Origin of the sequence: Nocardia sp. NPDC051911 (genome assembly GCF_040681035.1) — a bacterium.
Lineage (GTDB): Bacteria > Actinomycetota > Actinomycetes > Mycobacteriales > Mycobacteriaceae > Nocardia > Nocardia sichangensis.
Genome location: NZ_JBFAXY010000007.1, coordinates 232,632 through 255,134 on the forward strand (window position 1 = coordinate 232,632; position 22,503 = coordinate 255,134).

The following is a 22,503-nucleotide window of genomic DNA, read 5'->3' on the forward strand; positions in this document are numbered from 1 at the left end:
ATCGCATCGTTGCAGTCTCCGTTCGCATTTCGAGGATGAAGGGGTGGCGGCGCGGAGCGATCAGTCCCACAGCTGTGCGCAAGGAAGGTGCGGGAGATCGTCGTCCAGGTCGTCGTCCACAGTCACCGTGATTTCCGGGAACCGTTGCGCCAGTGCGCGTGCGACGCTTTCGGCCTGTTCGGCGCTCGCCTGGTAGTCCAGGCGCAGCGGACCGGTTTCGATTTGGATGTGGCGGCGTCGGTTCGGCGGCCCGGGAGCAGCTGCCGTCACTGCGGCCTGCTCGGGTCCGGCACCATCCGTCCGCTGTCGACCAGCACCTGTCGCGCCGCCGCTTTGCGTGCGCAGTATTTCGCGCGGCAAGCCACATGGATCTGCATCACCTCATGGGCCTGGCGGATACTGAGCGGCCGCATCGGCGCTTGGTGGGCGGCCGCGTCACACAGGGCGATGAGTTGGTACATGGCGAGGGAATGCGTGGACACGGGAAACCTCTCTGTCTCGCGGATCGACCGGTGCCCGGTACCGGGGGCTGTCGCCACCGGCCCGCCACTCTGGCGGGCTGGTGCGCCGCGCAGAGCGCGGCGTCGCCCCGGTACCGGGCACCCGCGACCGAACGTAGGTCGCGCGAACACCGAGGTGGGAGCACGGATCGCGGTTTCCGTTCCGGCTATGCGAAGAGCCGTATATCCTGCCGGTGCAATCGCTTTCGGGGTAAAAGCTGTGGGGAAATTCGACCAACGATCGGGGGGCTCGGCCATGTACATGACCACGGGCGAAGTGATTCGGCGCATCAGGAAATCCGTCGGCATGACGCAGACGGAATTGGGCGCGCTCATCAACTTCTCGCAGCCCGCCGTCTCGGGTCTGGAGCGCGGCGGCCCGGCCTCGCACGACGTCCGGGTCCTGCGGCTCGTAGCCCGTGCACTGGACGTTCCGCTTGCCATACTGGTAGTGGAGTCGGACCGGGAGGCAGATGTGGACCGTCGCAACTTCTTCAAAGCAGGGGCATCAGTAAGCGCGGGGGCCGCCATGATGTCGGTTTCCGCCGCCGCGAACGCCGCGTCGGCGTCCGCAGGGAAAGTCGGCGCGAGCGATGTCGAAGCGATCATCGACAGCGTGAATCAGATCCACGAACTGGATCTGGTGGTCGGCGGCGACCGTTTGTGCCGGGTGGCGGCCAATCAGGTCCGCTATGTCGAGCAGCTTCTCGACCAGGGGAGTTACACCGAGGCGGTTGGTCGGGCGCTCACCAGCGCCGCCGCCGAGATGATGACCGCCGCCGGGTGGGTGCACTACGACGCCGGGCGTCTCGATGATGCTCGGCGGTATTACGCGGACGCCGCGAACGCCGCCAATGCGGCCGGTGACGGGATCGCTGCGGCGCATGCGCTGGGGAACGCCAGCTTTCTGATGGCGAGTCGTCCCGGAGACGACGCGAAGGGCAATCCTCTTGCCGTGCAATACGCACAGGCCGGGGTGCGGGCATCGCTCCGCGAGGGTGGTCCGAAACTGCGGGCGTTGATGGCGATCAGGGAGGCCGAAGCTCACGGGGTACGCGGTGACAAGTCCGCGATGACGGCGGCGATCAGCCGGGCGCACCGTGCATTCGAATCGACTCGTGGGCACGACCCGGATTGGGTCTACCTGCCGGAAGGCGAATTCGTCGGTGGCATCGGCTGGGCGCAGATGCGGCTCGGCGAGCACTCGCAGGCGACATCCAACCTGCAAGCCGCGATCGAAAGTTCATCGGCATGGCCCAGGGAGCGCGCCGCGTGGCAGGTCCATCTCGCGGAGAACTTCACCACGTCCGGTGACGTCGCACGAGCATGCTCACTGCTCGCCGAAAACTACGACACCATCGCCGGACTCGCGTCCACCCGCCTGCATCAACGCATCGATGCCATCGCGAATAAGGTTCGCGGTCATTCCCGGGTTCCAGAGGTTCGAGATTTCTTGGCCCGGCGCGCGGCACAAGTCTGATACCTCGTATCCATTAGTCGGCATCGACCAGCTCGTGGGAAGCGCGAACCAGGACTCGCCGCATCGAGGTCTAGCTCGAAGGTGGGTCTTGGCGCGGTGCGCCGTCCCTGGTGCCGCGTCCGGAATTTGATGCGGTACCCACGGTCCGGGGTGGCAGCCGCAAGCTGGCCCATATCCCGCTGCGCGGCAAGCGGCTGGTCCGGATTCAGCGGGCGGTGGTGATGGCGTCGGCACAAGCGTCAGCCGGTCGGACTCATCGCCAAGCTGACGTGAGTATTCGGAATCGTATATACGGTAGGCGGCCCGCGACTTCAACGGGCACGGGTTCGAGGCTCTGGACTCCTCTCCCGGCCTGCCCTCTGCTGCCAGCTCGTCGGCGCGGCGTAGCTTCGCCCGGGACCTTCTTCGCGGAATGTCGCGACAGATCCAAGGACTCGGCGACGAGTTGAAACAACCAAGTCTCACAATGCCCCCGGATGAGCTTCGAGGCGCTACCTTCTGTCTGCTCGCAGTGCAGCGAGCAGATCGGAGTCAAATCATGCGCATCACATCGATCACGCGCCGCCTAGGCATGGCCGCAATCACCCTGGTCACGACGGCTACGGCCGCACTCGGCATCGCCACGCCACAGGCGGCTGCGGCACCGGCGCGAGATCCGATCCTTTTCGTCCACGGCTGGCACGGATCGGCGGCGGACTGGGATTACATGTGGAGCAGATTCCTCGACGCGGGATACTCCGCAGAAGAGATGGCACGATCCAGCTACGACACCACCCAGTCGAACAAGGACATCGCACTACAGGTGAAAGCGCAGGCCGATGCGCTGCGCGCGAAAACCGGTGCCGCCAAGGTCGACATCATCTCCCACTCGATGGGCGGCCTCAACAGCCGCTGGTACCTGAAGAAGCTGGACGGCCTGAATTTCGTCGACGACTGGGTCTCCATCGCCGGCCCCAATCACGGCACCGACGTCGCTAACGGATGCTTCGACGCCTCCTGCGCGGAGATGCGGCCCGGCTCAGCCTTCCTCGCCGAACTCAACAGCACCGACGAAACCCCCGGCCGGGTGAACTACGGCACCTGGTGGTCGCCGTGCGATGAGATCATCAACCCCGATCAGAGCACAATTCTCAGCGGTGCCACCAATACCCAGACGGCGTGCCTCGGCCATATCGCGCTGCTGTCCTCGTCGACGGTTTTCGAGGGCGTGCGCGACTTCGTGAAGTAGTCGGCTGAGCCCAGCCCGGCAAAGCTGTCCGCAAGCGTCGACGGCCTCCGCGTCGAGGAAGTCCAGCCCGAGTCGTGGGGACAGGGCCGAAACAGCGGTGCCGCGGTGGTGCGGTCGCACCCGGAAACGGCAGCGCCTCCGCGTCGAGGAGACGAGGAGGCGCTTGCCGGATCCGAGTTCGAGGCTCAGTAGGCCCCGTTGACGTTGTCCATCGAGCCGTACCGATGAGCCGCGTAGTTGCAGGCGGCGGTGATGTTGGCGACCGGGTCCCAGATGTCGAAGGCGGTGCCGTCGACGTGGTAGGCGTTGAAGGTCGGGTCGATCACCTGGAGCAGGCCCTTGGAGGGGGTGCCTTTGGCGGCGTTGGAGTCCGACAGGTTGATGGCCTTGGGGTTGCCGCCGGATTCGCGCATGATGTTGCGGTGGATGCCGTCGTAGCTCCCCGGAATGCCGTGCAGGCGCATGACGTCGAGGGACTGGCGGATCCAGCCGTCGAGGTTGTTCTCGTAGACCTGCGGCGGGGCGGGCACGAGACCCTCGGGCGCGGGCGCGGGCAGCCCTGGCAACGCGGGCAGCTCGGGCAGCGCGGGCAGTCCCGGCAGAGCCGGGAGGTCGAACGGCGCGGCGACCGGCGTAACGGGCGCCGGAGCGCTGTCATCGGCCACCGCCACACCGGCGGAGAAGCCGACGGCGATCACGCCGACGGTGGCGGCGAGGGCAGCGCCCTTACGAAGGGACGGGCGGCGGAGGAAAGAAAGGCGTGCGTCAGACATCGAGAAATCAGTTCCTTGTTCGTGCGGCGATCCGGCCGGGAAAACCCAGCGCGGATCCACGGCGGGCACCAGGTAAGGTGTTCGCCATCTCGGCTCGTGTGCGGTTTTCGGATTTCGTTGTGAAGGCCAGGGTTCGAATTCCTGGCGGCGCGACGCGCTGCACGACTCGGGGGCGATGCCCGTCGGTGCCGCTGCCGTACCCGAAGAGAAACAAGCCGTGGGCTGTGGAGCTGTTTCCCAGGTCCCTCTCAGACCTGATCTCAGCTTGATCACGGCTGGTTAACGCACGGCAAACAATCAGTTAATGGTCCGGATAAGCGATCTTGTAAGCGTCGATCGGCTATATCTATCAACGCCACTACCAGGCATTTTGCTAACAAACGTGATTTGGACCACAAATTAGTATTTTGCAGTAACGAGACCAACTTGGTCTCGATCCGATTACTGGAACTCTGTATCCACGCTTGTGCTGACAACTCGGAGCGGGCATGGGCAATTACCTCGCGACTACCTCGCAACCAGTCCTACCGGCTTGCAAGATCGCGCTCCGCGAAAAGTTCCGCCCGTCCGTTGAGTCGATTCCGTTCGCACCGCTCGGCATCCTCGAGTCGTGGACGCAGATTATCCGGGCGTCCGCTCGGCTCAACAGACCGATTCGGAGCGAGATTCACTCCCATGCACGAACGAGATCCTCTGGCCCCCAATGCAATGCCAGCGGCAAGTTCTTCGCGACGCCGGAACGCGAGACGGCTACGAGTGCGGTGCCGTGATCGGTTCCGGGCACTGCGGACAGTGAACGGGCGAGACTGTCGTAATCATGGCGGTCGAACGGGCGATCTTCGAGCCACTTGATCGAGCCGACGAAATGCACCGCCCTGGCGACCGGTTCTCGATCGGCCCCGATCAGGTCGATTTCGGGATTGTTCTGCCGGTTCCACCAGCCACCGACCGCCTCGGTGTCCGGCCACCTCGCATCGGGCAGCAGACGCATGAGGGATTCGCGGACCAGCGGTTCGATAGCGCGTCCGCGCCAGGTGGTCCAGGAACGTTCGATCCGGTTCAGTGCGACATCGCCACGGCCGCGTTCGATGAGTGGAATGCCGCGTTCCAGGAAGGCGAGCCAGAACCGGAGATAGGGGTCGGCGATTCGGTAGCGTTTGTTCTTGGTATCCGGCTTCGTGGACAGCGGAAGATCGCCAGCCACGATTCGCTTGTCCTGCAACATGTTCAGCAGCGGATTGAGGGTGCCCGCGGGCAGTGCGTTCGTTCCACCGGCTTGGGCGGCGATGGTACTGAAGGTTCGTTCTCCGCTGCCGATGGCTTCCAGGACCGCGCGCGAGCGCATTCCCTCCGGAAACTCCCCTAGCAGCGACAACTCGCCTGCCACGAGCAAAGGAGCCAGCGGGTTCGCGGCCGCGTCACGCAGGAAGTCGGTACGGCTCATTCCTGGGCGCCACGAACTCACGATCTCGGGGAACCCGCCGGTGATCAGCAGCGCGTCGACGCTGTCGGCGGCGTCGAGGCCGGTCATGGCCTGCACATCGGCCAAATGCAGCGGTTCGATGGTCATTTTCGTCGCGCGTCCGAAGAACGGCCGGTCGCGTGATCCGAGGGCCTCCATGACGGAGATGTCGCTGCCGACCAGGAGCAGTAGCACCTGCTTGGCCGACAGGTGGCGATCCCACACCGTCTGCAACGCGCCTTCGAACTCCGGATCCTGTTCGACCAGCCACGGCACCTCATCGATGACCGCGATGCAGGGCGCGTCATCGGGTAAGGCGATCGCCAGGGACCGGAGAGCTTGATTCCAGTCGCCGGCCTGCAACCCGCTGATCAACTCCGCGCGCCCGAACCCGGACTGAGCGACCGTAGCGGTGAACTCCTCCCGCTCGGCAACGGGATTGCGCCCGCGCGTTGCCTGAAAGACCAGGTAGCCGTGGTCGGAACGATCGCAGAATTCCTGGACGAGCCGCGATTTACCGACCCGTCGGCGACCGGTCACGATGACGGCACGGCCCCGGGTGGTGCCGGTGCCCTCGATCACCGAGTTCAATTGACGAGTGAGCAGGTCGAGGTCTGCGGACCTTCCGGTGAACTCCACACTCGCCTCCTGAACTAAGGTGACAACTTACTAAGAATCAATCTTAGTTTACTCACCGAGAGTGTGGTCTGCTTCGGACACGCGTCGGCCCTCGCGCGCGAAGGCTGTGCGCGAGGGCCGACAGTAAGGATCAGTTGCCGAAGCGGGCCAGCACCGAGCTGGCCTCCTGGGAGGCGGTGCCTTCTTCGGCGAGGTGCGCCATTTCCGGGGCGATCTCGCGGCCGTGGTGGGCCATCGCCTGGGCGTAGAGCCGCCCGGCCCGGTAGGAGGAGCGGACCAGGGGGCCCGCCATGACGCCCGCGAAGCCGATTTCCTCGGCCGCCTCGGAGTGCTCGACGAATTCCTCCGGCTTCACCCAGCGGTCCACGGGGTGGTGGCGGGGGGAGGGGCGCAGGTACTGGGTGATGGTGAGGATGTCGCAGCCTGCCTCGTGCAGGTCGCGCATGGCCTGGGTGACTTCCTCGGGGGTTTCGCCCATGCCGAGGATGAGATTCGACTTGGTGACCAGACCGGCTTCGCGGGCGGCGGTCAGGACCGCGAGGGAGCGCTCGTAACGGAAGGCCGGGCGGATGCGCTTGAAGATGCGCGGAACCGTTTCGAGGTTGTGCGCCAGCACTTCCGGGCGCGCGGAGAAGACCTCGGCGAGCTGGTCGGGGTTCGCGTTGAAGTCGGGGATCAGCAGTTCCACGCCCGTGTGCGGATTCAGACGCTTGATGGCGCGGACGGTTTCGGCGTAGAGCCAGGCGCCGCCGTCTTCCAGGTCGTCGCGGGCGACGCCGGTGATGGTCGAGTAGCGCAAGCCCATGGCCTGGACGCTTTCGGCGACGCGGCGGGGCTCGTCGCGATCCAGGGCGGCGGGCTTGCCGGTGTCGATCTGGCAGAAATCGCAACGGCGCGTGCACTGTTCGCCGCCGATCAGGAAGGTGGCCTCGCGGTCTTCCCAGCATTCGAAGATGTTGGGGCAGCCCGCTTCCTCGCAAACAGTGTGCAGGCCTTCGCGCTTCACCAAACCCTTGAGTTCGGAGTACTCGGGCCCCATGGTGGCGCGGGTGCGAATCCACTTGGGTTTGCGCTCGATGGGGGTTTCCGCGTTGCGGGCTTCGATGCGCAAGAGCTTGCGGCCGTTGGGTGCGGACGCGTTGTGTGGTGTCGGGGTATCGACTGAGGTCACTTGATCGACCTTACGCCGTCGCGTTCGTGGTACGCGGGGGTGGTGTCACCAGGAGTGACGCGGGAGATATCGTGCTCGCCGACCGGCAGGTCGCCGTCGAGCGCGCGGATGATGGCGTCGGCCACCAGCGGCTTGATCTCGGCGACGGTCACTTCTCGACCGAGTTCGCGGGTCAACGTGGTGACGCCCGCGTCGCGGATGCCGCAGGGGACGATGGCCTGGAACCCGTCCATGGCGGCGTTGCAGTTGAACGAGACGCCGTGCAGGGCCACGCCACGCTGCACGCGCACCCCGATCGCGGCGATCTTGCGTTCGGCGTACAACTCGGTGGCGGGCAGCCAGACGCCCGAGCGGCCCTCGACGCGGCCACAGACCAGACCGAGGCCGGTGCACACGGTGATCAACGCCTCCTCGAGGCGGCGCACGTAGTCGACGACGTCGACCGGCTCGGCGAGCCGCACGATGGGGTAGCCGACCAGTTGGCCCGGACCGTGCCAGGTGATCTTGCCACCGCGGTCGACCTGCACCACCGGACTGCCGTCGATGGGCAGGTCGTCGGCCTCGGTGCGGCGGCCCGCGGTGTACACCGACGGATGTTCGAGCAGCAGCAGATGATCGGATCCGTTGCCGTCGGCGCGCTGCTCGGCGATGCCGCGTTGCAGGTCCCAGGCGGCGTGATAGTCGATGAGTCCGAGATCCTCGACCACGATCGGGGTCGTATCGAATCGGGCGGACCGGGTGGTGCGCGGGTTGATCACAGCGACGACGGTACGCCCACGGGGACGGCCGGTTCCAGCACCTGGATGTGGGAACCCCCACAGTCGTGGCGGGGTTGCCAGGTGGAGAGCTGGAGGGTTGCCCTTACGCTGACCGGAGAAGGTTCCCGGTCCTTGTTCGGCCTGATCTCAGACAGGCGATCTCGCATCCTGGAGGCTGTCGCCAGGTCCATGCGATGGGGTCTCGCGGGCAGGTGCCGAGACCGCAGTATCTGAAGGACACGCTCGCAGCGACGCCGAGGCTCGACTACGGCCCGGCTGCCCTGCGTAGACGAGCGCATTGCCGCGCGAACAACTGGTACTCCGCGCGAGATTCGGCAGGTGAGGTGCGAAGATGCGGGTCAGTCGACCTCGACCGGCAAGGTCAGCTGCATGAGGGTCAGATCCATCCAGCGGCCGAATTTGTGGCCGACCTCGGGCAGCACGCCGACGGTGCGGAAGCCGAAGCGTTCGTGCAGCACGATCGAACCGGTGTTGGAGGATTCGATGGCGGCGATCATGGCGTGCACGGCGCCCGCGCGGCGCGCACGGTCGATCAACTCGGTGAGCAGGGCGGTGGCGATGCCGCGACGCTGGAAGCGTTCGTCGACGTACACGGAGTTCTCGACCGTGTAGCGGTATCCCGATTTGGCTCGCCAAGGCCCGTAGCTCGCGTAACCGGCCAGCTCCCCGCCGATCTCGGCGACCAGCACGGGCAGGCTCGCGCCGGTGCGGGCCTGGAACCAGCCGAGCCGTTCGTCCAAGCCGACGCGCTCGGTGTCCCAGATCGCGGTGGACGTGGCGATATTCGCGTTGTGGATGTCGAGGATCGCCGGAAGATCGTCGGTGGTGGCGTCGCGGATGACGGTGGCGGGCCTGGTGTCGAGTCGGTCGGTCATCGAACATCTCCGGGTCGTCCCACCGCGGCCGCGAGCGCGGCGCCGATGGTGGGATGGTGGAACTGGTAGCCCGCTTCCTCGAGCGCGGTGGGAATGGCCCTCGGGCCGTGCAGGATCGCCTCCCGCGCCATCTCGCCGACCAGCGCGTGCAGCGCGAATGCCGGGATGACGAGCGGAGTCGGGCGATGCAGCGCCCGGCCCAGCGCGCGGCTGAACTCGGCGTTGGTGACCGGTGCGGGACCGACCACGTTGATCGGACCGGACATCGTGTCATGGGTGAGCGCGAAGACGATCGCGCCGATCTCGTCGGCCATCGAGATCCACGGCGTGTACTGGCGACCGTTGCCCAGCCGCCCGCCCAAGCCGACCGCGTACAGCGGATGCAGCATGCCGAGCAGGCCACCGGCCCGGGACAGCACCACGGCGCTGCGCAACAGCACGGTGCGCACCCCGGCCGCCGTGGCGGGTTCGGTCGCCTTCTCCCAGTCACGGCACAGCGCGGCCAGGAATCCGGAACCGGCGGGCGATGACTCGTCCACCACCCGATCGCCGGTCGCGCCGCCGTAGTAGTGCACGCCGCTGGCGTTGAGCAGCACGGGGACACCCGCGTCGGCCACCGCCCCGGCCAGCACGTCGGTGGGCGTGATCCGGCTGTCCCGCAGCTCTTGTTTGAAACTGCCGTTCCAGCGGCGCCGTCCCACGCCCGCGCCGCACAGGTTGACCACGGCGTCGGCGCCGCGAAGCGCCCGCTCGTCCAGGTGGGCGCGGGCCGGGTTCCAGGCGAATTCGTCCGGACCCGCGGTTTTCCTGCGCACCAGCCTGGCGACCTCGTGCCCGTCGCGGCGCAGAGCCGCGACGAGCGCCGTCCCGATCAACCCGGACGAGCCGGCGATCACGACCTTCATACGTGCCGCGGGACCTTCCTCACAGGCCGAGATCGGCCTCGAACGCCGCTTCCTCGAGCCGGTGACGGATCGTGGTCAGGAAGCGCCCGGCGTCGGCGCCGTCGATCAGGCGGTGGTCGTAGGTGAGCGGCAGGTAGCACATCGAGCGGACGCCGATGGACTCGTTGCCGGTCTCGTCGGTCACGACGACCGGACGCTTGACGATCGCGCCCGTGCCCAGCATGGCCGCCTGCGGCGGAACCAGGATCGGGGTGTCGAACAGCGCGCCCTGGCTGCCGATGTTGGTGATGGTGAAGGTGCCGCCGGCCAGCTCGTCGGGCTTGAGTCCGCCGTTGCGGGCCCGGTTGGCGATGTCGGCGATGGCCCGCGCCAGCCCGGCCAGCGACAGGTCGCTGGCGTTGTGGATCACCGGGGACAGCAGGCCCTGCTCGGTGTCGACGGCGATGCCGAGGTGCACCGAGGCGTGGTAGGTGATCTCCTTGCTGGACTCGTCGTAGCTGGCGTTGACGTTCGGGTGCACGCCCAGCGCCTCGACCACGGCCTTGGCGAAGAAGGGCAGGAACGTCAGGTTGACGCCTTCGCGCTCCTTGAACGCCGCCTTGGCCTGATTGCGCAGCGCCGCGATCTTGGTGACGTCGGCCTCGTGCACCTGGGTCAGCTGCGCGGTGGTCTGCAGCGACTCGCGGGTCTTGGTCGCGGTGATCTGGCGGATGCGGTTGGCCTTCTGCACCGTGCCGACCAGGTGGGCCAGCTGGGAACGGGCGGCGGCGGGCGCGGCGGGCGCCTGTGCGGCGGGCGCGGCCGCGGCGGGAGCAGCCGCCGGAGCAGGAGCCTTCTTGGCCTCGGCGGCGGCGAGCACATCCTGCTTGCGAATGCGGCCCCCGACACCGGAACCGGTGATCGCGGCGAGGTCGACGTTGTGCTCGTCGGCCAGCTTGCGGACCAGCGGAGTGACGTACGGGGTTGCGCCGTTGGAGGATTCGGCGGCCGCCGCGGCGGCGGGCGCGGGAGCCGGTTCGGGCTTGGGAGCCGGAGCCGGAGCCGGAGCCTGGGCGGGCGCGGGAGCCGGGGCGGCGGCGACCGGGGCCGGTTCGGGCTTCGGGGCCGGTTCGGGCTTCGGAGCAGGTGCCGGAGCAGGTGCCGGGGCGGGCGCGGGAGCCGGGGCGGCGGCCGCCGGTGCTCCGCTGCCGATGACGCCGAGCTGCCCACCGACGGCCACGATGTCGTCTTCCTGGGCGGAGATCTCCAGCAGGGTGCCCGCGACGGGCGAGGGGATCTCGGTGTCGACCTTGTCGGTGGAGACCTCGAGCAACGGCTCGTCGACGGCGACCTCGTCACCGACCGCCTTCAGCCAGCGGGTGACGGTGCCCTCGGTGACCGACTCGCCGAGTTCCGGCATCTTCACCGGCGTGCCGTCACCCGACGACGCGGGAGCGGCCTGGGCGGCGGGCGCGGGCTGCTCGGCGGGAGCGGGCTGGGGCTCGGCGGCAGGCGCTTCCTCCGAAGGGACCGGGGTCTCCTGCGCGGGCGCCGCGGCTTCGGGAGCGGGCGCGGGAGCGGAAGAAGCCGCCTCACCGGGCTCGCTGATCACGCCGAGCTCGCCGCCGACCTCGACCACGTCGTCTTCGTTCGCGACGATCTTCGACAGCACACCCGCCGCGGGGGACGGGATTTCGGTGTCGACCTTGTCGGTGGAGACTTCGAGCAGCGGCTCGTCGACCTCGACCGTGTCTCCTTCCTGCTTCAGCCACCTGGTCACCGTTCCCTCGGTGACGCTCTCACCAAGAGCGGGCATCTGGACGGAGAAGGCCATGTCCGTTGACTCCTCTGACTGCTCGACGGGGTTCTACAACAGTTGATCTCACTGCGGACGCCCGGCGCGGGTCGCGACGGGAGTCCGGAAGCCACCGATCATTGTGCGTGGCACCGGAGATCCGTGTGGTTCTTGTACCGCGGTCCATCCTTGCACTCGCGCGCAAGCCATGTAGCACAGGGCGGCGTACTGCGCGGAGCTGGCAGTATGGGAAGACCGGCGGTGAACATTCTCCGGTGCAGGAAAGGAGGTCGGCGTCGTTGGGTTTGCTGGATCGTTTCCGCGGCGGCGCCGCCTGGGGTGGCGGCACTTCACGTGGGGGTTCGGTGTCCGGGCCGGACGCTCGTTATCTGGCCGATTGGGTGCGCACGCACGTGGGCGTCGAGGGCTACATCGAACCGAAGACCACGGTGACAGATGTCACAGTCGTCCTTATTGCCGCGGATGGTGAATGGACACGCCGGATCGTCGGCGAGCGCGGGGCGCAACGGCTTGCCAAGGATTTGCACATCCCCGTCTACGACGTCCGCAAGACCGGGTATCCGCAACGCATGCGCGACTACGACGCGCGTAAGCGGGTGGAGCGGCAGCGCGAGATGGAGCGGGATCTGTACGACCTCTGAGCCGTCGGATTGTCCGTTGCGCCCGATTCCCGCCGGACCCGTGGGGGTGCCGGGGAGCCGTCTCGCTTGCCGTCAGTGACGCGAGCCGGCCGCGCCGGAATGTCGGTCCGGAGTCCGGCCAGGAGCATGGAACACGTGATGCGGTCGGGCGGGGTGGCCTGTGCGCGTCGTCCGGGAGTCGTCCCGGACGACGCGCGTCGCGCTCACTCCCCGGCGATGTCCTGGAGCACGGCGATCAGCGTGCGAACGGGGACGCCGGTGCCGCCCTTGCCGATGTAGCCGAACGGACCGCCGGTGTTATAGGCCGGGCCCGCCACGTCGAGGTGGGCCCACTGCACGTTCTCCGGGACGAACTCCTTGAGGAACAGCCCGGCCGAGAGCATGCCGCCCCAGCGGTGCGGCGCGACATTGGCCAGGTCGGCGATCTTGGAGTTCAGGTCGCCGCGCAGTTCGGCGGGAAGCGGCATGGCCCAGCCGTTCTCCCCGACCTCGCGGGAGATGCGGGCGACCCGGTCGCGGAAGTCGTCGGTGCCCATCACGCCGGGCGTGCGGGTGCCGAGCGCGACCATCTGCGCCCCGGTCAGGGTGGCCACGTCGATCAGGTACTCCGGGTCGTCCTCGCTCGCGCGCACGATCGCGTCGGCGAGGATCAACCGGCCCTCGGCGTCGGTGTTGAGCACCTCGACGGTGATGCCGCCGTACTGGGTAAGCACGTCGCCGGGGCGCTGCGCGGTGGCCGACGGCATGTTCTCCGCCATCGGCACGGTCGCGGTGACGGTGATGGGCAGGCTCAGCCGCGCGGCCAGCAGCGTCGTGGCGATCACGGCGGCGGCGCCCGCCATGTCGGAGGTCATGTTCTCCATGTTCTGCGCGGGCTTGATGGAGATGCCGCCGGTGTCGAAGGTGATGCCCTTGCCGACCAGGGCGACCTTCTTCGGGCCGCCCGCGTAGGTGATCCGGATCAGGCGCGGCGGGCGCGAGGAACCCTTGCCCACGCCGAGCACGCCGCCGTAACCGCCCGCTTCCAGCGCTTTCTCATCGAGCACCTCCACGGTGAGGCCCGCGGCCTCGGCGAGTTCCTGAGCACGCGACGCGAACTCGGCCGGGAACAGGTGGCTGGGCGGGGTGTTCACGAAATCCCGTGCGGTGGCGACGGCCTCGGCGGTGACCTGCGCACGGAACAAGGCTTCTTCGCCGAATCCCGGCTCGGGCACGAGCAACTCGACGCGGGCCACCGGCCGCTCGTCCGGCTTGGGCGCCGACTTGTCCGAGCGGAACGGCGTGAACGAGTAGGCGCCCAGGTAGAAGCCCTCGGCGGCGGCGCCGATATCCAGCCCGGACAGCGTGGTCACCACCAGTTCGGTGCCGGACAGCGAGCGGGCGGCCACACCCGCCGAACGGCGGATCTGCTCGGCGTCGAGCTTCTCGGCGGAGCCGAGGCCGACGGCCAGGACGCTGCTCACGCCGTCCAGCCCGACCGGCGCCGGGATGCGGGTCAGCTCCTCGGCTTTGCCCTTGGCGCCCACCACGCCGAGCTGATCGAGCAGTTCCGTGCGCACGTCGGCGGTGAGCACGTCGCCGAACAGGTCCTCGGGCACGATGGCGGGACCGTCCTCCGAGGAGGTCAACCCGATGACGAGCACATCGGTGTCCGCGCCGATGGTCTCGGTGCGTGCCAGTTCCGGTCCGAGCGAGCGATCTGCAACAGCGGTCATTGGCACAGGCTATTCGCTTCGTTCCGGATGGCGCACCGCGACGCCGTCGAGCAGGAGTTCCACCGAGGTCGCGAGCAGGTCGTCGAAGTCCATCTCGAAGGTGGAGTCGAGGCCGGTGAAGTAACGGTGCAGGACGGGACGCAGCGCCGGGTCGAGCAGTTCGGCGAGTTCGCGTGGCGCGGCCGTCTCGGCGGCGTCGCGCGGATCGCCGAGGCGGTCGGCGCGCTCGGAACTCCACAACAGCGCGAGCCCTTGGACCAGGCCCGACAGTGCGAGGTAGATCGCGAATCCGGTCTGCCGGGTCAGGCCGGGATGGTCGAGGGCGGCGAAGTTGCGCTCCAGGACGTCCAGCAGCGCCGGGCCCAGCGGCGGACGGACGCGCGCCAGCAGCGGCAGCATCCACGGATGCCTGCGGTAGAGGCGCCACTCCTCGCGCGCTTCGTGCCGTAGCCGGGGACGCCAGCCGCCGCACTCCGTCCCGGGCGGCGGGATCTCGTCGAGCGCCAGCTCCGCCATGCTCGCCAGGAGCGCTTCGCGGTCGGGGAAGTGGCGGTAGAGGGTGGCGGTCGCGACGCCGAGCGCGCCGGCCAGGCGGCGCATGGTGAGACCGTCGAGCCCGTCGCGGTCGGCCAGCTCCACCGCCGCGCGTGCGATGCCGACGGTGGTGAGCCGCGCCGGACGGGTGGGGCGGCGCACCGGAATCGCCGCGCGGCGGGCGCGATAGGCGCGGGCCTGGCAGGAGCGCGAGCAGTACTTGCGCCGTCGGCCCCGGCTGGGCTGGGCGAGGTCGCCGTGGCAGATAGCGCAGGTCATCCGGATTCCGTTTCGACACACGAACAGGTGTGACGAAATGGTAGTGATACGGCTTCGACCTGCCTAGATTCATGCGTGAATACGGTGTTCGCAGGGAAAGGGGAGGCGGATGGAGATCACCGCTCGCCAGGCCGGTGTCCAGGACCGTGACGCGCTGATCGAGGCGTTCGGCATCGCCAGCGCGGACGAGGTGGTGACCGCGTGGGTGCTCGAAGGACAGCCCGACACGGGTTTCCGTACCGCGTTCGTGCCCGGTCTGGTCGATCGAGCGTTGCGCGACGACGAGATCTGGGTCGCGGGCGCGGGCGAGGAGATCTGGTCGATGTCGATCTGGCAGCACGTCACCTCGGTCGAACGATTCGCCGACGAAGCCGCCGAGGCGCGGACCATGCTCGAGCAGGCTCCCGATCTGCGCGTGGCGCAGCGGCTGGTGATCGTCACCGACCTGCTCGCCCGCGAACACCCCCGGGAGTTCCCGCATCGGTACCTGCAGGTGATCGTCACGGTGCCGGAGCATCGCGGAAAGGGGGCCGGTGCGGCGATTCTCGCCGATCGGTTGAAGGCGGCATCCCAAGCGGACGTCCCGGCGTTCCTGGAAGCCAGCACCGAACGATCCGCCCGGCTCTACAGCCGCTGCGGATTCGCGCCGACCGGAACGACGCACACTTTGCCGCAGAACGGCCCGACGCTCATCCCGATGTGGTTCCGGCCTCAGTGCGTGCGAGCGTCGGACGCCCTGGTCCCGGATAAGCTCGGCTGGTGACCGAGACGAACCTGCTGCAAGGACCCATCCACGCCGTGCACGTCGAGCTGGGGGCGACCTTCGCGCCGTTCGGCGGCTGGGAGATGCCGGTGTCCTATGCGGGCACGGTGACCGAGCACCAGGCGGTTCGCACGACGGTGGGGCTGTTCGACGTCAGCCATCTCGGCAAGGCGACGGTGCGCGGCCAGGGCGCCGCGGCGTTCGTGAACTCGGCCCTGACCAACGATCTCGGCCGGATCCGGGCGGGCAAGGCGCAGTACACACTGTGCTGCGCCCCGGACGGCGGAGTGATCGACGACCTGATCGCCTACTACGTCGGCGACGAGGAGATCTTCCTGGTGCCGAACGCCGCCAACACCGCGGCGGTCGTCGCGGAACTGAGCAAGGTCGCGCCCGAGGGCGTCACGGTGACCGACGAGCATCGCGACTACGCCGTGTTCGCCGTGCAGGGCCCGCGCTCCGGCGAGGTGCTGAGCGCGCTCGGGCTGCCCACCGACCTCGAGTACATGGCCTACGCCGACGCCGAGTGGGACGGCCGTCCCGTCCGGGTCTGCCGCACCGGATACACCGGCGAGCACGGCTACGAATTGCTGCCGCGCTGGGCCGACGCCGAATCGCTGTTCCGCGCCTTGGTCGAGCGGGTGCGCGCCGCCGCGGGCCAGGTGGCCGGGCTCGGGGCCCGCGACACCCTGCGTACGGAGATGGGCTATCCGCTGCACGGGCACGAACTCTCCCTGGACATCTCCCCGGTGCAGGCGCGCTGCGGGTGGGCGGTCGGCTGGCAGAAGCCGGAGTTCTGGGGGAAGGCCGCTCTGGAACAGGAGAAGTCGGCCGGTTCGCGTCGAATCCTGCTGGGGCTGAAAGCACTCGACCGGGGTGTGCTCCGGCAAGGGCAGACCGTGCTGCGTGATGGCGAGCCCGTCGGCGAAACCACTTCCGGCACCTTCTCGCCCACCCTCAAGGTCGGCATCGCGCTGGCATTGCTCGACACCGCGGCGGACATCCAACCCGGCGCCGAGGTCGAGGTCGACGTGCGCGGCCGCCGCGTGCGCTGCGAAATCGTGCGCCCGCCGTTCGTGCGGACCAGCACCAAGTGACCCGTCCTTCTCCCGGACGCATGGGCGATCGGCTGCGGGCGGCGCTGCGCTGAGGGGTGTGGACCAAGGCGAAATGGCCGGAATCGGGCCGGATAGGATCGTCGCCATGACCGCTGCCGCACAGTTCACCCGTATTCCGCACCCCGCGCCGCTTCCGGCGCAGCGGCGACAGGAGGTACTGGCGGAGCCGGGGTTCGGGCGGTACTTCACCGATCACATGGTCTCGATCGATTACGTCGGTGGCACGTGGACGAACGCGCGGGTGGAGCCGTACGGGCCGCTGGCGCTGGACCCCGCCACCATGGTGTTCCACTACGGCCAGGCCATCTTCGAGGGACTCAAGGCCTACCGGCACGGTGACGGCAGCGTCTCCTGCTTCCGCATCGACGCCAACGCCGCGCGTTTCCGCCGGTCGTCTCGCCGGATGGCGATGGCCGAGCTGCCCGACGAGCTGTTCATCGAGTCGGTGCGCCAACTGCTCGAGGTGGACCGCGAGTGGGTGCCCGCGGCGGGCGGCGAGGAATCGCTGTACCTGCGGCCGTTCATGTTCGCGACCGAGGCCGGACTCGGCGTGAAGCCCGCCGCGGCGTACAAGTACCTGCTGCTCGGTTCCCCGGCGGGGGCGTACTTCCCGCGTGGCGTCAAGCCGGTGCGGGTCTGGCTGTCCACCGAATACGTGCGCGCCGCGCCGGGCGGCACCGGCGAGGCGAAGGTCGCCGGCAACTACGCGGCTTCGCTGCTGGCCCAGGCCGAGGCGTCGGCCAAGGGCTGCGACCAGGTGGTGTGGCTGGACGCGTGTGAGCGCCGCTACGTCGAGGAGATGGGTACCAACAACCTGTTCTTCGTCTTCGGTTCCGGCTCCGACGCGCGCCTGGTCACCCCGGAACTGTCCGGCTCGCTGTTGCCCGGCATCACCCGCGACTCGCTGCTCACCCTCGCCGCCGATTCCGGCTTCCCGGTCGAGGAGCGCAAGATCTCGGTCGAGGAATGGCGCAAGGGCGCCGAATCCGGTGAGATCACAGAGGTTTTCGCGTGCGGCACCGCCGCGGTGATCACGCCGGTCGGCTGGGTTCGCTCCGGTGAGGGCGAATTCACCATCGGCGGTGGCGAGCCCGGCGCGGTCACCATGGCCCTGCGCGACACCCTCACCGGCATCCAGCGCGGCACCTTCGCCGACAAGCACGGGTGGATGCGGCGGATGTGACTCAGCCCGGCATCAGCATGTGCCACTGCTCCAGCGTCTGCGGACGCATGACGTAGTTTTTGTCCCGGACAGTGGACAGAGCGGCGCTGGGTTCCTGCGAGTACCAGTGGCCCGGATAGACGACCGGGTCGCCGGCGAGTCCGGCCAGGTAGCGCAGGCTGCGGAACATTTCGTCCGAATCGCCGCCGGGGAAATCGGTGCGGCCACAGCCGTCGACGAACAAGGTGTCGCCCGCGATGAGGCGGTTGTCGAACAGGAAGCACTGACTGCCCGGCGTGTGGCCGGGCGTGTGTAGTAACTCGATGTCGAAAGCTCCGACGGTGACCTTGTCGCCGTGCTCGTGGCCGGTGAACTCGCTCTCGGCGATCCCGGTGACGTTGGCCACCCACGGCAGTTCTTTGGCGTTGACATGCACTGGGACGCTTGTCTTTTCGAGCAGCTCGCGCACACCGCGCAGGGTGAAGCCGAGCATCGTGCCGCCCACGTGATCGGGGTGGTGGTGGGTGGCGAGCACCCCGCTCAGCCGCAGGCCGTCGCCCTCGGCGATGTCCACCAGATCACCCGCGGCGTAGGCCGGATCGATCACCACGCAGTCGCCCGTTTCCCGATCGCCGATCAGATACGCGAAGTTGCGCATCTGCGTCGCGATCGGATCGCCCACGGCGTAGTCGCGTCCCGACAACAGCTGGCGAAAGTACAGGCGCTCAGAAGACATACCGCCCACCTTATTGCCCGACCCAGACGATCCGCGCGCCACCGCCGGAAAAATTCCAGTGACCCAGACTCTCGCCCCCAAGGCCCGCCGGAGACGGTCAGCCGGGCTGGATCGTGAGGGACAGCACGGCCGCGGTGAGGGCCACCGTGGTCTCGATCGCGGCGCCGAGGACGTCACCGGAGAGCCCGCCGAAACGGCGCGCGCAGTGCCGGACCAGAACCGTCGACGCGGCCAGTCCGAGCGTCACGGCCAGCGGGCCGAGCCACGGGCGGCCCGGCACGGCGAACACGGCGAGACCCGCCGTGGTCACCGGCCACATGACCGCGGCGGCGGCCGATTGCGTGCCTGCCACCAGAACACCGAACCCGGTGCCCGGCGCGGCCGGGACACCCCGGCAAGCGAGGATCACCGCGACACGGCCGGTCACCACGGCGAGAGCGGCGGCGAACCACCGGCCCGAATCGGCCAAGGACGCGAACGAGAACGCCTGTATGCCGATGACGAACGCCAGCGCGGCGACGCCGAATGGTCCGGCCCCGCCGCTTTTCATGATCTGCCTTGCCCGCTCCGGCGGCCCATAGCTGCCGAGCCCGTCCAAGGTGTCGGCCAGGCCGTCGAGATGCATACCCCTGGTGATCAACGCCAGCGCGCCGACCACCAGCAGCCCGGCCAGCGCGGCGCTCGCCCCGGCCCCGGTCAGCGCCCAGAGCAGGCCCGCCGCCCCGGCCCCGAGCAGGGCGCCGACCAGCGGCGCCAGCAGGATCGCCCGCCCCGCCGCCGCGCGGTCCACGGCATCCGGCCCGCGCACCGGGAGCACCGTGAGCCAGGAGATCGCCAGCCGAACCCCGTTCACGCCGGTCCTCCGCGGACGGGCGGCGCTTCCCTGGGGGCCGGGTGCCGCGGGCGGACTGCCGACGCCTGCGGATCACCGCTCGAAGCCCTGAACTGTCCCGCAGGAACCAGGTCACGGCAGCCGCGCCGAGTCGGAGGCAGGCGGCGGCCTCGCGGCAGGGCGGACTTCACTTGCGCAGGTTCGGCGGGGCGCTCGCCGGTTCGGCGTCGGACGTGCTGACGCCCGCTTCGGCGAAGGTGGACATCTCCGCGAGCGCGGCCACCGCCGAGCGGAGGATCGGAAGGGCGGTCAGGGCGCCGGAGCCTTCGCCGAGGCGCATGGTCAGGTCGAGCAGCGGATCCAGGCGCAGGTGCCGCAGCGCGAGTTCGTGTGCCGGTTCGGTGGAGCGGTGACCGGCCAGCCACCAGGCGCTCGCGCCCGCGGCGAGATCCTCGGCGACCATCGCCGCGGCCGTGACGACGACGCCGTCCAGGACGACGGGCGTACGACGGGTGGCGGCCTGGGCGAGGAACGCCGCCATCGCGGCGAAGTCGGCGCCCGCGGCCACGCGGAGAAGTTCGACCGGGTCCTTCACCACCGGGCGGGCACGGCGCATCGCGTCGCGGATCGCGGCGACCTTGCGGATCCATCCGGCGTCGTCGACGCCGGTGCCGCGGCCGACCGCCGCGACCGGCTCGGTATCGGTCAGGCTCGCGACGAGCACGGTGGCCGGAGTGGTGTTGCCGATGCCCATGTCACCCGCGATCAGCAGGTCGGCGCCCGCGTCGATCTCCTCGTCGGCGATGGCACGGCCTGCTTCGATCGCCGCTCGGACCTCCTCGGCGGTGAGCGCGTCCTCGCGATCGATCGCCCCGCTGGAGCGGCGCACCTTGTGCTCGGACACCCGCGGATCGGTGTCGGCGTCGACGGAGATGTCCGCCACCCGAACCGTCGCGCCCGCCACCGCCGCCAGCGCGTTCACCGCGGCGCCGCCACCCAGGAAGTTCGCGACCATCTGCGCGGTGACCTCACTCGGATACGCCGACACCCCGTGCCGCGCGACGCCGTGATCCCCGGCGAAGACCACGACCCTGGCGCGCTCGAACTGCTTCGGCGGGCATGTGCCCTGGCAGGCCGCCACCCAATTGCCGAGTTGCTCCAATCGGCCCAGTGCGCCAGCGGGTTTGGTCAGCTGCGCCTGCCGTTGCTCGGCCGCCGCACGAAACTGTGTGTCCGGAGGCGCTACCGGTCCGAATCCGTGCGTCACTATCGAGCCTTTCGGTCATGGCGGTTCCGCCGACTACGCCGCCCAATCTTGCCATTGCCCCTTCGCGCCGTGGGTTTGTGACCTGATCTCCGGCGGTGGGCGGTGCGACCGATCAGCGCGGTTCACCGCCGGTCGTCGCTCGTAGTCGCGCGGGCTACTTGAGACGGAGGGGAAGGCCCGCTACGACCAAGAAGGCCTCGTCGCAGACCTGGGCCAAGCGCTGGTTGAGGGTGCCGATCTCGTCGCGGAAGAGGCGGCCCGAACGCGTGGCCGGGATGACGCCCATGCCTACCTCCGGGCTGACGATCACGAGATCACCGGTGTAGGCGGCGACGGCCGCGACCAGTGCGTCGGTGTCGGGGGAGACCGTGCCGCGCGGAGCCTCCCAAGCCTCGCGCGCGTCGATGCGGGCCGTCAGCCAGGTGCCGATGTCGTCGATCAGGGTCACGTCGGGCGGCGTGGGCATGAACGCGGTGAGAATCGCTGTCGGGTCCGCGCTTTCGATGGTCGACCAGCCCGCCGGGCGTCGGCCGCGATGTTTGGCGATGCGCTCGGCGAAATCATGGTCGGCGGGATCGGGCACGGCGGTCGCGAGATAGCGCACCGGGCCGCCGGCCCGGAGCGCGAGATCCTCCGCGAACGCCGACTTCCCGGACCGCGCGCCACCCAGGACGAGGATGCTGCGCGCCGCCGCGGGCGAGGGACTTTCCGACACGAGTGCACGGTATCAATCGAACGGCGGATTGCCGCGTGACTGCCGATGCCCGCCCGGCGTGTGCCGTGCTCCGGCGAACTTCGGAATGCGGCCTGCGGCGAGACGTGCCGAGCGGGCGCGGGGTCCCCTCGCCGTTCCGCGATCAGGCGGGTGTGTCCGAGCTGCGTCCGAAGCGGCGGCGGTACTCGGTGGGGGCGATGCCGACGAGGCGCTGGAAGTGGTGGCGCAGGAGGGCGCCGGAGCCGAAGCCGGAGCGGTCGGCGATGTGCTCCAGTCCGAGGTCGGTTTCCTCGAGCAGTTGCTTGGCCAGCAGCACGCGCTGGTTGGTGAGCCATTTCACGGGGGTGGTTCCGGTCTCGGCGGCGAATCGGCGCGCGAAGGTGCGGGTGGACATGTTGGCGCGGGCGGCCAGGTCTTCCACCGTGTGCGGCAGGTCGAGGTGTTCGTTCATCCACTCCAAGGTGGGGATCAGGCTGTCGGAGGTGCAGGCCGCGACGGGGCGTTCGATGAACTGGCGCTGCCCGCCGTCGCGCTGCGGGGGGACCACCATCCGCCGCGCGATCGCGTTGGCCACGCCGCTGCCGAGTTCGCGCCGCACCAGGTGCAGGCAGGCATCGATGCCCGCGGCGGTGCCTGCGCTGGTGATCAGGTCACCCTCGTCGACGAACAGCACGTCCGGATCGACAGTTGCCTCGGGGTACTCGGCCGCGAGTTTCTCCACGTAGCGCCAGTGCGTGGTGCATTTGCGGCCGTCGAGCAACCCGGCCGCCCCGGCCAGGAACGCTCCGGAACACACGGTGAGCACGGTCGCCCCGGCGGCAGCAGCGTCGCGGATGGCCGTGACGACCCGCGGATCGAATCCATGGTCGGCCGCGGCGGCGGGAATGGCCACCAGATCGGCCGCCGCCAGTTCCTCCAGCCCGTACTCCGGTGTGACTGTGATGCCAGGGCTGGTCGAGTGCAGCGGGACACCCGGCTCGGCCCCGCACACCCGGAAATCGAAGGCGGGCAGTCCGTCGGCCGTGCGGTCGAGGCCGAAAACCTCGCAGATGACCCCGAATTCGAACATGGCCATGCGTTCGGACAGCACCACGGCGACCTTCGACAGCATGCGCCCAGTCTAGTGGCCGTATT

At 68.8% G+C, this 22,503-nt stretch carries 22 protein-coding genes; 6 read left to right on the forward strand and 16 right to left on the reverse strand.

Going from position 1 to position 22,503, the window contains the following annotated elements:
• Positions 1 to 60 precede the first annotated feature (60 nt).
• The gene (locus tag AB0L97_RS11590; protein WP_364427856.1) at positions 61 to 270 is read right to left on the reverse strand and encodes a hypothetical protein; all 210 of its coding nucleotides are present in this window, start codon (positions 268 to 270) and stop codon (positions 61 to 63) included.
• Entirely contained in the window at positions 267 to 482 is a 216-nt protein-coding gene (locus AB0L97_RS11595; protein ID WP_355072875.1) for a hypothetical protein, read from the reverse strand. Before AB0L97_RS11595 ends, AB0L97_RS11590 begins: the two co-directional genes overlap by 4 nt.
• Before the next feature lie 280 nt (positions 483 to 762).
• Here AB0L97_RS11595 and AB0L97_RS11600 point away from each other — a divergent pair, with 280 nt between their 5' ends.
• Together AB0L97_RS11600 and AB0L97_RS11605 are read left to right on the forward strand one after the other, a co-directional pair.
• A complete protein-coding gene (locus tag AB0L97_RS11600; protein WP_364427860.1) occupies positions 763 to 1,980 on the forward strand; it encodes a helix-turn-helix transcriptional regulator in 1,218 nt (405 codons plus the stop codon).
• Positions 1,981 to 2,392: 412 nt separating this feature from the next.
• Complete coding sequence (locus AB0L97_RS11605; RefSeq protein WP_364427863.1) at positions 2,393 to 3,208, forward strand: triacylglycerol lipase; 816 nt, start codon at positions 2,393 to 2,395, stop codon at positions 3,206 to 3,208.
• Positions 3,209 to 3,393: 185 nt separating this feature from the next.
• Here the strand turns inward: AB0L97_RS11605 and AB0L97_RS11610 are convergent, their stop codons facing one another.
• The 7 genes from AB0L97_RS11610 to sucB form a co-directional block, all read right to left on the reverse strand.
• Complete coding sequence (locus AB0L97_RS11610) at positions 3,394 to 3,981, reverse strand: transglycosylase SLT domain-containing protein (protein WP_364427866.1); 588 nt, start codon at positions 3,979 to 3,981, stop codon at positions 3,394 to 3,396.
• A gap of 667 nt (positions 3,982 to 4,648) precedes the next feature.
• Positions 4,649 to 6,082: a DUF234 domain-containing protein gene (locus tag AB0L97_RS11615; RefSeq protein ID WP_364427869.1), complete on the reverse strand. Its 1,434-nt coding sequence runs from the start codon at positions 6,080 to 6,082 to the stop codon at positions 4,649 to 4,651.
• 130 nt (positions 6,083 to 6,212) lie between these two features.
• Complete coding sequence (gene lipA / locus AB0L97_RS11620) at positions 6,213 to 7,253, reverse strand: lipoyl synthase (protein ID WP_355072885.1); 1,041 nt, start codon at positions 7,251 to 7,253, stop codon at positions 6,213 to 6,215.
• A complete protein-coding gene (gene lipB / locus AB0L97_RS11625; protein ID WP_364427874.1) occupies positions 7,250 to 8,011 on the reverse strand; it encodes a lipoyl(octanoyl) transferase LipB in 762 nt (253 codons plus the stop codon). The genes lipA and lipB overlap by 4 nt, the downstream gene beginning before the upstream one ends.
• A gap of 359 nt (positions 8,012 to 8,370) precedes the next feature.
• Complete coding sequence (locus tag AB0L97_RS11630; RefSeq protein ID WP_355072888.1) at positions 8,371 to 8,907, reverse strand: N-acetyltransferase family protein; 537 nt, start codon at positions 8,905 to 8,907, stop codon at positions 8,371 to 8,373.
• Positions 8,904 to 9,812 carry a TIGR01777 family oxidoreductase gene (locus AB0L97_RS11635; protein ID WP_355072890.1) on the reverse strand — a complete coding sequence of 303 codons (909 nt, stop codon included), beginning with the start codon at positions 9,810 to 9,812 and terminating at the stop codon, positions 8,904 to 8,906. Before AB0L97_RS11635 ends, AB0L97_RS11630 begins: the two co-directional genes overlap by 4 nt.
• A gap of 19 nt (positions 9,813 to 9,831) precedes the next feature.
• Entirely contained in the window at positions 9,832 to 11,625 is a 1,794-nt protein-coding gene (gene sucB, locus AB0L97_RS11640; protein ID WP_364427879.1) for a 2-oxoglutarate dehydrogenase, E2 component, dihydrolipoamide succinyltransferase, read from the reverse strand.
• 326 nt (positions 11,626 to 11,951) lie between these two features.
• Here sucB and AB0L97_RS11645 point away from each other — a divergent pair, with 326 nt between their 5' ends.
• Positions 11,952 to 12,248: an oxidoreductase gene (locus AB0L97_RS11645; RefSeq protein WP_355072995.1), complete on the forward strand. Its 297-nt coding sequence runs from the start codon at positions 11,952 to 11,954 to the stop codon at positions 12,246 to 12,248.
• A 203-nt stretch (positions 12,249 to 12,451) separates the two neighbouring features.
• Here the strand turns inward: AB0L97_RS11645 and AB0L97_RS11650 are convergent, their stop codons facing one another.
• Both AB0L97_RS11650 and AB0L97_RS11655 read right to left on the reverse strand, forming a co-directional pair.
• Positions 12,452 to 13,963: a leucyl aminopeptidase gene (locus AB0L97_RS11650; protein ID WP_364427882.1), complete on the reverse strand. Its 1,512-nt coding sequence runs from the start codon at positions 13,961 to 13,963 to the stop codon at positions 12,452 to 12,454.
• A 9-nt stretch (positions 13,964 to 13,972) separates the two neighbouring features.
• Complete coding sequence (locus AB0L97_RS11655) at positions 13,973 to 14,776, reverse strand: TetR/AcrR family transcriptional regulator (RefSeq protein ID WP_364427885.1); 804 nt, start codon at positions 14,774 to 14,776, stop codon at positions 13,973 to 13,975.
• Between the two features lie 109 nt (positions 14,777 to 14,885).
• Here AB0L97_RS11655 and AB0L97_RS11660 point away from each other — a divergent pair, with 109 nt between their 5' ends.
• The 3 genes from AB0L97_RS11660 (at position 14,886) to AB0L97_RS11670 (ending at position 17,840) form a co-directional block, all read left to right on the forward strand.
• Positions 14,886 to 15,539: a GNAT family N-acetyltransferase gene (locus AB0L97_RS11660; RefSeq protein ID WP_364427888.1), complete on the forward strand. Its 654-nt coding sequence runs from the start codon at positions 14,886 to 14,888 to the stop codon at positions 15,537 to 15,539.
• A complete protein-coding gene (gcvT, locus tag AB0L97_RS11665; RefSeq protein WP_364427891.1) occupies positions 15,536 to 16,636 on the forward strand; it encodes a glycine cleavage system aminomethyltransferase GcvT in 1,101 nt (366 codons plus the stop codon). Before AB0L97_RS11660 ends, gcvT begins: the two co-directional genes overlap by 4 nt.
• A gap of 106 nt (positions 16,637 to 16,742) precedes the next feature.
• The gene (locus AB0L97_RS11670; protein ID WP_355072901.1) at positions 16,743 to 17,840 is read left to right on the forward strand and encodes a branched-chain amino acid aminotransferase; all 1,098 of its coding nucleotides are present in this window, start codon (positions 16,743 to 16,745) and stop codon (positions 17,838 to 17,840) included.
• A gap of 1 nt (position 17,841) precedes the next feature.
• Here the strand turns inward: AB0L97_RS11670 and AB0L97_RS11675 are convergent, their stop codons facing one another.
• The 5 genes from AB0L97_RS11675 to AB0L97_RS11695 all read right to left on the reverse strand — a co-directional run bounded on the left by AB0L97_RS11675 (position 17,842) and on the right by AB0L97_RS11695 (position 22,480).
• Positions 17,842 to 18,555, reverse strand: coding sequence for an MBL fold metallo-hydrolase (locus AB0L97_RS11675; RefSeq protein ID WP_355072903.1), 714 nt, complete (start codon positions 18,553 to 18,555; stop codon positions 17,842 to 17,844).
• Positions 18,556 to 18,652: 97 nt separating this feature from the next.
• On the reverse strand, positions 18,653 to 19,408 hold the full coding sequence (locus AB0L97_RS11680; RefSeq protein WP_364427896.1) for an adenosylcobinamide-GDP ribazoletransferase: 756 nt from the start codon (positions 19,406 to 19,408) through the stop codon (positions 18,653 to 18,655).
• A 166-nt stretch (positions 19,409 to 19,574) separates the two neighbouring features.
• The gene (gene cobT / locus AB0L97_RS11685) at positions 19,575 to 20,654 is read right to left on the reverse strand and encodes a nicotinate-nucleotide--dimethylbenzimidazole phosphoribosyltransferase (protein ID WP_355072906.1); all 1,080 of its coding nucleotides are present in this window, start codon (positions 20,652 to 20,654) and stop codon (positions 19,575 to 19,577) included.
• A gap of 154 nt (positions 20,655 to 20,808) precedes the next feature.
• Positions 20,809 to 21,369, reverse strand: a complete 561-nt coding sequence (gene cobU, locus AB0L97_RS11690; protein ID WP_364427899.1) for a bifunctional adenosylcobinamide kinase/adenosylcobinamide-phosphate guanylyltransferase — start codon at positions 21,367 to 21,369, stop codon at positions 20,809 to 20,811.
• A 142-nt stretch (positions 21,370 to 21,511) separates the two neighbouring features.
• Entirely contained in the window at positions 21,512 to 22,480 is a 969-nt protein-coding gene (locus AB0L97_RS11695; protein WP_355072910.1) for a helix-turn-helix domain-containing protein, read from the reverse strand.
• Positions 22,481 to 22,503 lie beyond the last annotated feature (23 nt).